General features: G+C 67.7%; 10 protein-coding genes and 2 pseudogenes. 5 read left to right on the top strand and 7 right to left on the bottom strand.

The annotated features are described in order from the left end of the window. Nucleotides 1-105 precede the first annotated feature (105 nt). The 3 genes from XarjCFBP7645_RS17305 to XarjCFBP7645_RS17295 are packed head-to-tail and all read right to left on the bottom strand — an operon-like array spanning nucleotide 106 to nucleotide 2,189. A complete protein-coding gene (locus XarjCFBP7645_RS17305; protein ID WP_104538466.1) occupies nucleotides 106-1,014 on the bottom strand; it encodes a histone deacetylase family protein in 909 nt (302 codons plus the stop codon). A gap of 37 nt (nucleotides 1,015-1,051) precedes the next feature. Further along, nucleotides 1,052-1,609: a cob(I)yrinic acid a,c-diamide adenosyltransferase gene (locus XarjCFBP7645_RS17300; protein WP_039515447.1), complete on the bottom strand. Its 558-nt coding sequence runs from the start codon at nucleotides 1,607-1,609 to the stop codon at nucleotides 1,052-1,054. A 1-nt stretch (nucleotide 1,610) separates the two neighbouring features. Continuing rightward, complete coding sequence (locus XarjCFBP7645_RS17295; RefSeq protein WP_039515445.1) at nucleotides 1,611-2,189, bottom strand: hypothetical protein; 579 nt, start codon at nucleotides 2,187-2,189, stop codon at nucleotides 1,611-1,613. A 284-nt stretch (nucleotides 2,190-2,473) separates the two neighbouring features. Between XarjCFBP7645_RS17295 and ubiH the strand changes: the two genes are divergently transcribed. The 5 genes and pseudogenes from ubiH (at nucleotide 2,474) to XarjCFBP7645_RS17270 (ending at nucleotide 7,376) form a co-directional block, all read left to right on the top strand. Next, nucleotides 2,474-3,682, top strand: a complete 1,209-nt coding sequence (gene ubiH, locus XarjCFBP7645_RS17290) for a 2-octaprenyl-6-methoxyphenyl hydroxylase (protein WP_104538465.1) — start codon at nucleotides 2,474-2,476, stop codon at nucleotides 3,680-3,682. After that, a complete protein-coding gene (locus tag XarjCFBP7645_RS17285) occupies nucleotides 3,679-4,860 on the top strand; it encodes a UbiH/UbiF family hydroxylase (RefSeq protein ID WP_104538464.1) in 1,182 nt (393 codons plus the stop codon). Before ubiH ends, XarjCFBP7645_RS17285 begins: the two co-directional genes overlap by 4 nt. Nucleotides 4,861-5,397: 537 nt before the next feature. Next, nucleotides 5,398-5,928 (top strand): annotated as a pseudogene (locus tag XarjCFBP7645_RS17280) (protocatechuate 3,4-dioxygenase); the annotation flags it as partial. A gap of 43 nt (nucleotides 5,929-5,971) precedes the next feature. Further along, a pseudogene (locus tag XarjCFBP7645_RS17275) lies at nucleotides 5,972-6,309 on the top strand (protocatechuate 3,4-dioxygenase). A 65-nt stretch (nucleotides 6,310-6,374) separates the two neighbouring features. Beyond that, nucleotides 6,375-7,376 (top strand): LysR substrate-binding domain-containing protein, encoded by a 1,002-nt coding sequence (locus XarjCFBP7645_RS17270; RefSeq protein ID WP_104538463.1) that lies wholly within the window; start codon nucleotides 6,375-6,377, stop codon nucleotides 7,374-7,376. 191 nt (nucleotides 7,377-7,567) lie between these two features. Here XarjCFBP7645_RS17270 and XarjCFBP7645_RS17265 read toward each other — a convergent pair whose 3' ends face one another. The 4 genes from XarjCFBP7645_RS17265 to XarjCFBP7645_RS17250 all read right to left on the bottom strand — a co-directional run bounded on the left by XarjCFBP7645_RS17265 (nucleotide 7,568) and on the right by XarjCFBP7645_RS17250 (nucleotide 11,360). Continuing rightward, a complete protein-coding gene (locus XarjCFBP7645_RS17265) occupies nucleotides 7,568-9,046 on the bottom strand; it encodes an AMP-binding protein (RefSeq protein ID WP_104538462.1) in 1,479 nt (492 codons plus the stop codon). 438 nt (nucleotides 9,047-9,484) lie between these two features. Beyond that, nucleotides 9,485-10,312 carry a p-hydroxycinnamoyl CoA hydratase/lyase gene (locus tag XarjCFBP7645_RS17260; protein WP_104538461.1) on the bottom strand — a complete coding sequence of 276 codons (828 nt, stop codon included), beginning with the start codon at nucleotides 10,310-10,312 and terminating at the stop codon, nucleotides 9,485-9,487. A 34-nt stretch (nucleotides 10,313-10,346) separates the two neighbouring features. Next, entirely contained in the window at nucleotides 10,347-10,820 is a 474-nt protein-coding gene (locus XarjCFBP7645_RS17255) for a MarR family winged helix-turn-helix transcriptional regulator (RefSeq protein ID WP_104538840.1), read from the bottom strand. Between the two features lie 144 nt (nucleotides 10,821-10,964). Further along, on the bottom strand, nucleotides 10,965-11,360 hold the full coding sequence (locus XarjCFBP7645_RS17250; RefSeq protein ID WP_104538460.1) for a hypothetical protein: 396 nt from the start codon (nucleotides 11,358-11,360) through the stop codon (nucleotides 10,965-10,967). Nucleotides 11,361-11,560 lie beyond the last annotated feature (200 nt).

The following is an 11,560-nucleotide window of genomic DNA, read 5'->3' as shown; positions in this document are numbered from 1 at the left end:
TGGCGACTAGCTTGCCGCATACCCCGCATAGGGGCAATGAAGAGCTCCCTGGTCGGGAGGGCGAGGTTCATCGCGATGGGGGCGCGAGCAAGGCGCTGGTAGGGTTCAACGCAGCGCGGCCACGTGCGCTACGCTGCTTTCGCGCAAGGCCTGCAGGTCGTAGCCGCCTTCCAGCATGGATACCACCCGGCCACGGGCATGCCGCTCGGCCAGGGTGCGCAGCGCGCCGGTCAGCCAGGCGAAGTCGTCGGCATCGAGCATCAGATCGGCCAGCGGATCGCGCAGATGCGCATCGAAGCCGGCCGAGATCAGGATCAGCTGCGGGCGGAAGGCATCCACCAGCGGCAGCATCTCGTCTTCCCACGCGTTGCGGAAGCGCAGCCCGTCGCTGCCTGGTTGCAGTAGCAGGTTGTGAATGTTGCCGATGCCGCGCTCGTAAACGCTGCCCGAGTGCGGATAAAGCCCGGACTGGTGGGTGCTGAGATACTGCACGCTCGGGTCGCGCTCGAAGATCGCCTGCGTGCCGTTGCCGTGGTGGACGTCGAAATCCACGATGCTGATCCGTTCCAGCCCATGCCGGTCGCGCGCATGCGCGGCGGCCACGGCAATGTTGTTGAACAGGCAAAAGCCCATCGACACCTGCGCGGTGGCATGGTGCCCGGGTGGGCGCACGGCGCAGAAGGCGGTGCGGGTGGCGTCCTGCATCACCGCGTCCACCGCGGCGATGCCGGCACCTGCCGCGCGCAATGCTGCCGCGCGCGAGCCGGGAGACATCACGGTGTCCACGTCGAGCCGATGGTGGCCTTCGAAGGCGGTTTCCAGCACCGCGTCGACCTGTTCGCGCTCATGCACCCGGCACAGGTCGCCGAGCTTGGCCAGCGGCGCCTCGCGCCAGTCCAGGTCCGGGAACGCGTCGCGCAGGGCCCCCACCACCGCTTCCAGGCGGGCGGGGCTCTCGGGGTGCTCGGGGCCGGCGTCGTGCCCGAGGCAGGCGGGATGGGTAAAGACCAACATGGGGCAAATCTAGCCTGTCCGCCGTGCCATGTGCAGGTCAGCCGCGCCGGCGGTCGTGCCGCCACAGCACTTCCTGCTGGCCATCGGCGCGCGCCAGCACGCGCGCCAGCACGAACAGCAGGTCGGACAGCCGGTTCAGGTAACCGATCGCCTCGCTGCGCACGGTCTCCTGGCGCGATAGCGCAACGGTCTCGCGCTCGGCCCGACGCACGATGGTGCGGGCCAGGTGGCAGCGCGCAGCGGCCTCGCCTCCGGCCGGCAGAATGAACTCCTTCAGCGGGGGCAGCGTGTCGTTGAAAAGGTCCAGCTGGCGCTCCAGCGCATCGATATCGGCGCTATCGATGGCGGCGTGGCCGGGGATGCACAGCTCGCCGCCCAGATCGAACAACTGGTGCTGGACGGTGGTCAGCAGCTCGGCGATCGGTTCCGGCACGCCGGGAGCGGCCAGCAGCACGCCGATGGCCGAATTGGCCTCGTCCACGGTGCCGTAGGCGTTGACCCGCAGCGCGTCCTTGCCGGTACGGCTGCCGTCGCCCAGCCCGGTGCTGCCGTCGTCGCCGGTGCGCGTATAGATCCGCGAGAGCCGGTTGCCCATCTCAGCCGGCCTGGGTCTGGCCGGGCGCGCTGGTCAGGCGCTCGGCGGCCACCTGGATTGCCGCGGCAGCGGCGACATACAGCGCGGCACTGCGCAGATACGGCCCCAGCCAGTCGGTGTAGTTCTTGAACCAGCCGGCCACGGTCGGCTCGGCCACGCTGGCACTGATCCAGTAGAAGCTGCCCTGGGCGATCAACTGGCACAGCGCCACCGAGAGCAGCAGCGCCGGCACCAGCCGGGCCAGCGCACTCCACTGTGCGCCGTGATACTGCCGACGCAGCCACACGCCGCCGGCCCACAGCGCGAAATACGCCGGGATCAGGCACCAGTACGCCGGCGACACGCAGTAGTGCTGCCAGAAGCTCAGGCCCTGGTTGGTGATCACCAGCCAATCCACCGCCACTGCCAGCAGCATCAGCAGCGGGAACGCCAGCCTGGTGCGCGCGGCCAGATGGAAGCCGCCGATGAAGAACACCGCCCAGGACGCGTCCGGGATCGGCGCGAAGTGATTGATCCGCGTGGCCGCCATCAGGACGGCAAGCAGACTCAAAACCAGGGTGTCGTGCGAGCGAGGAGTCATGCGCGGAGGTGGCCGGATCACAGGCTGGCGAGTGTAGCGTGGAACCCGGCACGCCCGCGCCATTGGCGGCCTTGCGGTGGCCCGCCTGGCGCAAGCAACTGCCTAGCGCCCCGTTGCCGAACACGGCGGACGCAAATCGGTGGGTGTCCGGATGCGCCCTGCACCGGCAAGGGTCGGCACTGCTCCCTGCGCGATCAGCCGGCCGCGCCAGACCAGCTAGGGCGCGGCAAGCTGTCCCACCCGGGCGCGGCAACGGGTCACGGGCGAAGGCTTATCATGTGGCAATGACACATCCACATGACGTTCTGATCGTCGGCGGCGGCCTGGTCGGCTCCAGCCTGGCGATTGCGCTGGACCGCATCGGCCTGGATGTCGGGCTGGTGGAAGCCACCCCGGCCGGCACGCCGCCAGCGGTGTTCGACCAGCGCAACCTGAGTTTTGCCGCCGCCACCGTCAATGCGCTGAGCGTGCTGGGGGTGATGGCCAAGCTGCGCAGCGCCCCCGGGCCGATCCGGCGCATCCACGTCAGCCGGGCCGGCGACTTCGGCCGTGTGCAGCTGGACGCGGCCGATTACGGCCGCGACAGCTTCGGCCAGGTGGTGGTGGCGCGCGATTTCGGCGAGGCCTTGCAGGCACGCCTGGACGAACTGACCCGGCTGCGCCGCTATCGCCCGGCACGCTGCATCGGGGTCGAGCCGGTGCAGGACGGTCTGCGCGCGCTGCGGATCACTACCGCTGATGGCGAGCAGTGCGTGCAGGCCCGGCTGGTGGTCGGCGCCGACGGCACCCATAGCGCAGTGCGCGAGCTGCTGCATATCGGCAGCGACGCGCACGACTTCCTGCAGACCTTGTTCGTGGCGCGGGTCCGTGCCTCCCGCCCACCGGATGGCACCGCCTGGGAGCGCTTTGGCGAGCACGGGCCGACCGCGCTGTTGCCGCGCGGCGATCGCCATTACGGCGCGATCCACTGCGTGGCGCGTGCCGAGGCCGAGGCAGTGGCAGCGCTCGACGCCGCTGGCTGGCTGGCGCGGTTGCAGCGCGCGGCCGGATGGCGCGCCGGGCGCTTTGTCGCCAGCGGCGAACGCAGCGCGTATCCGCTGGTGCAGGTGCTGGCCCACGCGCTGGTCGCCGAGCGCGTGGTGCTGCTGGGCAATGCCGCACAGACGCTGCATCCGATCGGCGCCCAAGGCTTCAACCTCGGCTTGCGCGATGCGCTGACGCTGGCCGAATTGATCGAGCACGATCGCAGCGATGCCGGTGCAGGGGCACTGTTGGCCAAGTATCTGGCACGTCGACGGGTGGACCGCGAGCAGACCATTGGATTCTCCAGCGGGCTGGCGCGGCTCACCGGCAACCCGGCGCCGCTGCTGAGGCCGTTGCGCAGCCTCGGCCTGCTCGCCACCTCGCAGGCGGCGCCGTTGCAGTCGATGCTGGTCGGCGGGGCGATGGGTTTCCGTGGCGATGTGCCGCAATTGTGCAGGGGAGTCGCATGAGTCGCCGTGGTACCCGCGATGCGTTGATCGTCGGTGGCGGCGTGGTCGGTGCCGCCTGCGCGTTGGCCTTGGCCGATGCCGGCCTGAGCGTGGCGCTGGTCGAAGGCCGCGAGCCCGCGCGCTGGCGGGCCGACCAGCCCGATCTGCGCGTCTATGCCTTCGCCGCCGACAATGCCGCGTTACTGGACAGCCTGGGCGTATGGGCCTCGGTGCGCGCTGCCCGCGTGCAGCCGTACCGGCGCATGCGGGTCTGGGACGCGGCAGGTGGCGGCGAACTGAGCTTCGATGCCGACACATTGGGCCGCGAACAACTCGGTTGGATCATCGAACACGCGGTGCTGGTCGATCGCTTGTGGGCCGCCGTGCATGCGGCCGGCATCGAGGTGCATTGCCCGGCACGCGTGGTCGAGCTGGAACAGGATGCAAGCAGCGTGCGCCTGCGCCTGGACGATGGCAGCCGCCTGGAAGCGGCGATGGCGATTGCCGCCGATGGCGCCGCATCGACCTTGCGCGAGCTCGCCGGTGTGCCGGTGTCGCGGCATGCCTACGCGCAGCGCGGCGTGGTCGCCTTCGTGGAGACAGAGCAGCCGCATCAGGCCACTGCCTGGCAGCGCTTTCTGACCACCGGCCCGCTGGCATTGCTGCCGTTTGCCGATGGCCGCAGTTCGATCGTATGGACCTTGCCGGATGCCGAGGCCGCGCGCGTGCTGGCGCTGGACGATGCCGACTTCTCGCGCGAGCTGACCCAGGCCTTCGCAGCGCGGCTGGGGCAGGTGCGGGTGGTCTCCGCGCGCGCGGCGTTTCCGCTGCAACGGCAATTGGTGGAGCAGTATGTCAGCGGCCGCGTGCTGACCCTGGGCGATGCTGCGCATGTGGTGCATCCGTTGGCCGGGCAGGGCGTCAATCTGGGCCTGCGCGATGTCGCTGCGTTGCGCGCCGAGGTGCGTGATGCGCTGGCAAGGCGTGCTGACTGGGCTGCCCCGCATCGGCTGCAGCGCTGGGCGCGCACCCGCCGCAGCGAGAACACCGTGGCTGCTTATGGCTTCGATGCGATCAACACGGTGTTCTCCAACGACGACATGCACCTGACCCTGTTGCGCGGGTCGGTCCTCGGGCTGGCCGGCAGGTTGCCGCCGCTGGTCGATGTGCTGTGGAAGCGTGCCTCCGGCAGCGCGTGATCGCGCGCGCAGCGCGCGGCACCGGTGTGGCTTACCCCCACATAAGGCATGCGGGCGCTCGCCCGGCAGGCTGCCGCCGAACTAGCGCGGCAACACGCCCGGATCCGCGGCATGCATGCTGCTGCGTCGGCGTGCGTGCTGCGGAGGCGGATGCGGCACGCTGATGCAGACAGCGCTGCATGCAGTGCCAGGCCGGGTCGCCAGACTGCCAAGGTCCGAAGCCGTGCGGGTGGCTCGCGCCAGCCAGTGTGCGGGTCAGATGCCTATGCTGTGGCGCTGGGTAGTGGCGGGCTCGGCACGAAATGGCCAGTCGCGCTGCCAGCACGGCCGCGGTGATGCGCTCAACTTGCAGTACCGGTATAAAAATCTTGCAGATGAGATCGCTTGGTGGCACTTTGGATCCCGAGGAGATCGTTTCGGCGGTCCGCAGTGGCTGGCCGGCGTTGGTGAGATCCCATGGCGGGACGCATTTCGATTCAATCAGCGACGCGCAATCGGCCACCGGCAAATGGCCAGCGCGCATCGCAGGAGTGCAGCATGGCAAGCATCATCGGCGGCATTGGAACCTCGCACGTTCCCGCCATCGGGGTGGCCTACGACAAGGGCAGACAACAGGATCCATTGTGGAAGCCGTTGTTCGACGGCGACACGCCCGTGGCTGGCTGGTCGGCCAAGCGGCGGGCCGCTGGGCTGGTGTTGTTCTGCAACGACCATTGCACGCCATTCTTCATCTGCCCATATCCGGCCTTCGCAGTGGGCATCGGCGAGCGCATTTGCGTCAACAACACCGGGTGGGGCTTGGAATTTCTGGACCGTTCCCAGCATGCGCCGGGAGCGCTGACCGATCTCACCCACAGCGATGACGTGTGCCAGGGGGGCGACGGGAGCGTGCAGCAGATCATGTGGCTGGCGCTGCGCAGTGCGCTGGGCGGGCCGATCCGCACGCTGCATCAGAACCACTGCCTGATGAGCGCCACCGCGATGACGGTGGTGCTGTACGAGCCGGGCATCGAAACCGCTGACGCGCCGTCTTCAGCGCAGTTGCTCGCACATACCGCGCATACCGCAAATGCGGCACGGGGGGCGGCCTACGATTCCGCAAGTACGCGGCATGCGCCAGATCGGCGGCACTTACCTGTTCGATCTGCGTACCGGCAACCGCGCGTTGCGCATCGATCGATTCTTGTGGCATATGATTCGCGCCCGGTGGCGCGATCGCTTGCTTGAAAATTCCGAAACACTGATGCAGGAGGCCGGCCTCACCGAGCATGAAAGGCGCTGATCCTCGCACGCGGCCGGCTCGGACTGGTGCGGTACCGCGCCAACGTCTTCGTCATCGAAAAATTCGCCCGTCTGGTGCGTATGACCAATCTGCAGGTCGACGCCATCATGCGTGGCGAATCCTTCGAAGACGCCATGCAGACCCGGCGTGTGCCCGATGCACGCTGATCTGCAGGGGCGGCCAGGTGCCGTCCCGCCGCATTACCCGACTTCCCAACGTAAGGTCCATCCCCATGACCATGTCCTCCGTGTTCTTCGAACACCGTATCAAGGTCCGGCATCTACGTGTGATCGAGGCGCTGGATCGGCAGAAAAGCCTGCTCCGCGCCTCACGCGTGTTGAACGTCACCCAGCCCGCATTGACGCGTGCCCTGCAGGAGATCGAAGAGATCGTCGGCGCGCCGCTGTTCGAGCGTCATTCGCGCGGCGTGCGCCCCAACGCGATGGGCGAGGTGCTGGTACAGACCGCGCATGTCGTGCTCGGCCAGTTGCGCCGCGCGCAGGACACCTTTGAGGGTCTGCTGCAAGACGATGCGCTCACCATCACCGTGGGCGCGTTGCCGGTCGCTGCCAGCGGCCTGTTGCCGGCCGTGCTGGCCGCGTTGTATCGCGCCGAACCTACCTTGCGGGTGCGCCTGCTGCATGGGCGCACCGACGAACTGCTGCCCAAGCTGGCCGGCAACGAGATCGATCTGGTGGTGGGCCGGCTGTATCCGCTGGCTCGCTACGACGGGTTGATCCGCAAGGTGCTGTACCAGGATCCGATCGCGCTGGTGGCGCGCAGCGACCACCCGCTGTTTGCCAACGGCCAGGTGCGTATCGCCGAAGCCGCTGCGTATCGCCAGGTGCTGCCGACGCTGAGCCAGCATGTCGAGCGCGATGTGGGGCAGGTGATGCGCGAACACGGGCTGGCCACGCGCGATCAGCTGCGTTCCAGTTCGGCCAGCTTTACCCGCGAGATTCTGCTCGGCACCGACAGCATCGCCGTGATGCCGAGCATGATGGTGGCCGGGGATATCGCACGTGGCGAGTTGCGCGCCTTTCAGCTGCAACAGCCGTCGCAGGCGCGCGCAGGCGGGGTGATCTATCGCGATGGCAGTGCCATCCACAAGCCTGGCGTGCGCTTGCTGATGCGCGAACTGGAACGCCAATTGGCGGCCATGGCCGAGCAGGGGGCGGTGTGGGTGGACGACCAGATCAGCGAGGACACCCTGTTGCTGGACGAGTCCGCGTGATCGATTGAGCGCGGCATGCGCGGCACAAGCGCTGCCGCGTCTGGGTGGTGCTGCACTGGCGTGATGCACGCACACGGCAGGCAGCTCGGGCCCGCCTGTTGCGCTGTCGGGCATGGTTCGCCGCCGTGGCTCGGCAGCGAAGCTGCGGGTCGCTGCCAGCTGCGCGCGGTGCGATCCACATTCCGTGCGCATCACGCCCCGGTGACCAGGGCGTCTTTCAGGCGCGCTTTCTGCAGCTTGCCGGTCGCGGTGCGCGGCAGCGCCTGGACCACGCGCAGATGCTTGGGCACCTTGTACTTGGCCAGTCGTTCGATCAGATAGGCGCGGATCTGTTCCAGATCCGGCGCGTCGTCGGCCGGCACGATCGCCAGGTAGCCCACCTCTCCCCATTGCGGGTCGGCGATCCCCACCACCGCGCATTCGCGTACCTGCGGATGGTCGGCAAGCGCCGCTTCGATCTCGGCCGGATACACGTTCTCACCGCCGGAAATGAACATGTCCTTCTTGCGATCGACGATCCAGAAAAACCCGTCGGCATCGTGCCGCACGATGTCGCCGGTGCGGAACCAGCCGCGCTCGTCGAGCGCGGCGGCGCTTGCCTGCGGATCGCGCCAGTAACCGGGGCTGAGGTTGGGGCCGCGCAACAGCAACTCGCCTGGCACGCCGACCGGGCAGTCGTTGCCATCGCCATCGACCACGCGTGTCTGCACCGCAGGGGGCGAAATGCCGACCGCGCCCAGCTTGGCGCGGATCACCGCGCAGTCCACCGACATGCCGAACACCGTGCCGGCCTCGCTCATGCCAAAGCCGCTGACCATCGGGATGCCGTCTTCCAGCCAGCCGAGCAGGTCATCGCTGGCGTGCGGCGCGCCGCCGCTGACCAGCGCGGTGAGATGCCGCAGCGAGGCCGCATCGAAACCGGGCTGGCTGCGGAACGCCTGCATCATCTGCGGCACGCCGACGTAATGCGTGATGCCCAGCGACCGGTTGCCCAGCCAGCCCAGGGTGCGCTTGGGTTCGAAGCCGTTGGAGACCTGGATCGAGCCGCCTACCGCCAGCGCCGGGCGCACATTGGTGGCCAGGCCGATGATATGGAACATGGGCGCTTCGCACAGGAAACTGCTGCCCGCATCCACGCGCGTGGTGACGCCAAAGTTGTGCGCCACCTGCTGCAGATTCTGCTCGCTCAGCATCACGCCCTTGGGCTGACCGGAGGTGCCGGAGGTGAACAGGATCAGGCTGATGCGGTCGGGTGGGATCGACGCAGTGTCTGCCGGTTCGAGCAATTTCGCCGCGTCGATGAAGTCGGCCAGCGACGCGACATCGGCGCGCCCTGCAGCAACGTCGTCGCCCAACAGCAGGCGCGGCTCGGCGCGTTGTAGCAATGCATCCAGTTCGCCTGCACTCAGCCGCCAGTTGAGCGGGACGTAAATCGCACCGACGCGTCCGCAGGCGAAATGCAACGCCACCTGCCAGACCGAATTGCGTGCCAGTGTGGCAAGCCGTTCGCCATCGACGCAGCCGCGCGTCTGCAGCAATGCAGCCAGACGGCCGATCAATGCGTCCAATTCTGCGTACGACCATTGCTGATCCAGCAGCAGGTCGCGTGCAGCAAGCCGATGAGGGCTAAGGCGGGCGTGGAGAGAGATCGAGTCGGTCGGCATGGTCATGGCGCTGTCTTCCGAATGCAGATGAGTGGGTGACTGACGTGACGACGGCGGCTGCGGCTGAAGGTTGACGCGCGCCAGAACACCTAGCGAACGTTCACCCGACGCTGCGGACGCAGCGCAGGAGGCGATGGACAACGCAGTGCCTGCCGCATCGCGTTACGACCGCGCCATGGTCGCGGCGCGGTCGGCGTGCTGAAGGGCTTGAGTGGGATTGATGGCTTTGGGTTCGAGAAACGCGTGCGGTTCTTCGATGCCGTCTTCGCGGCCGCTCCCGGAGTGCTTGAACCCGCTGGATGAGCAGGCCCGACGGCCCACGCGCGGCGATCCCGCGCAGCGTTGCGGACACGGCTTCCATCCTCCCTCCTCGGTGCAGAAAACCACGGGCAGCGCCAGCGATGCGCGTGGTGCACGCATCGTTTCAGGCACCGTAGGACCCGCTCAGGCGCTGGTCTTGGTCAGATCGTATGCGCCCAGGCCGGGCTTGTAGCTCTTCTCGTCGATGAACTGGCGGATGCCTTCCTTGCGGGCGTTGTTGTCGAACGAATTGGCCGCCTCCTGCATGCGCACTAGATAATCTTCGGCTTCGTCGTAGGTCATGGTGCCGACCCGACGCACCGCATCCTTTGCGTATTTCAGCGCAACCGGGTTCTTTTTGAGCAGCAGCTCGGCCACCTCGCGGGTGCGCGCCTCCAGCCGTTCCAGCGGCACGCTTTCGTTGACCAGGCGCCATTCGGCGGCCTTCTTGCCGTCCACCATTTCGCCCGTCAGCGTCATCCACATCGCATCGCGCATCGACAGCAGCTCCACCGCGACCTTGGTGACGCCGCCGCCGGGCAGGATGCCCCAGTTGATTTCCGACAGGCCGAACTGCGCCTCGTCGGCGGCGATCGCCAGATCGCAGGCGAACAACGGCCCGAAGCCGCCGCCGAAACACCAGCCGTTGACCATCGCGATGGTGGGCTTCTGGTACCAGCGCAGGCGGCGGAACCAGCCGTAGGATTCGCGCTGCGAGCGACGCACGCCGCGCAGGCCCTGGGCTTCGGTTTCGCGGAAATATTCCTTCAGATCCATGCCGGCCGACCAGGCGGTGCCTTCGCCACCGAGCACCAGCACGCCGACGTTGTCGTCGAATTCCAGCTCGTCCAGCACGTCCATCATGCGGCGGTTGAGCGCCGGGCTCATCGCGTTGCGTTTGTCGGGGCGTGCAAACTTTACCCAGGCAATGCGGTGTTCGATGCGGACCGATACCACGTCATGCTCGTTCAAGCGGCGTCTCCTTCGAGTGGGTACAGAGTGGAAATCACAGTGCGTCGGCGAGCGCGGTGTCCGGCACTCCGGCCCGTTCCAGCGCGGCGCTGGCGTTCAACTTGCAGAGCAGGCGCAGCAAGGTCTGCTGCTCGCTGGCCTGCAGGCCGGTGCAGGTACGCGCGACCGCCCGCGCCAGACAGCCCTGGGCGGTGCCGAGCGTGCGCTCGCCAAGCGGGGTGAGGTACAGGCCCTTGCTGCGCCGGTCGCGGCCGGCCAGGCGTTCGATCAGGCCCTGCTCGGCCAGTGCGTTGGCGATCTTCATGCCGGCAGCGCGATTGACCAGCAGGCGGTTGCCCAGTTCGGTCTGGTCGCAGCCGGGCTGGTCGCGAATGTGGATCAAGGCGGTGACGCGCGCCGGGGTCAGATGCAGTTCGGCCAGTTCCTGGCGCGCGGCGTGGCTGGAGGCCAGGGTCGCCAGTTGCAATTGATAGCCAAGGTCTGCGGCAAGGGTCAGGCGAGCGCTCATCAAGCCATCCAAATTGTATCCGTTAAATACAATCTAGCCGACCGAAGCGGGCACTGCAAGAGGTCGTGGCGGTCGCAAGCAGAGGGCTCTGCGCGCCTGTGTAGCGCGGGCGCGCAGGACTTGTCTGCGGTGCTGCCGGATGATTTACCGGATCAACCAGCCGCTCAGCTGTTCGCGGCTCAGGTGTCCGCTGTGCCGTGTGTCGAGCGCATCGAATTCATCTGCCAGTGCCGGGTTGGCCTGTGCCTCGGCGCGACTGATGTTGCCGTCGCCGTCGGTATCCAAGGCCTGGAAGTCGATGCGGTAGCTGCCGACCACGCTGTTGGGCTGGATCGAGCGCACGATCACGCTGGATTCGCCGCGTGGACGCTCCAGCTGGGCCTGATGGGTGACCTCGCCGCTGGACAGCGGCTGGGTGCGAATCACATTGGGCACATCGATCAGCGGCATGCTGCTGGCCGGCGTCGGCGCCTGTTGCGCGAGCGCGTGGCCGCCGAGCAGCAGCAACACGGAAAACGAAACGGTACGCATGGTGGTCATCAGATCCCCCTGACGTGGAACAGCCCGCAAGCATAGAGGCTGTCGGGCGTCTTGAGGTGCGTGCACCGCGTGCTCGCCGTATGGCGACAGTGCCTGCGTATGCCCAGGCCGGCGGTCTGTGCGGCGTGCGCGATGCGCCATCGGCCAACCGCGACCGGAGCCGGAACCCATGGCCGCACCGCAACCTCGCACATTGCACC

Source organism: Xanthomonas arboricola, from assembly GCF_002940665.1.
Classification (GTDB): domain Bacteria; phylum Pseudomonadota; class Gammaproteobacteria; order Xanthomonadales; family Xanthomonadaceae; genus Xanthomonas; species Xanthomonas arboricola_B.
This window is presented reverse-complemented; position numbering and strand designations above follow the sequence as displayed.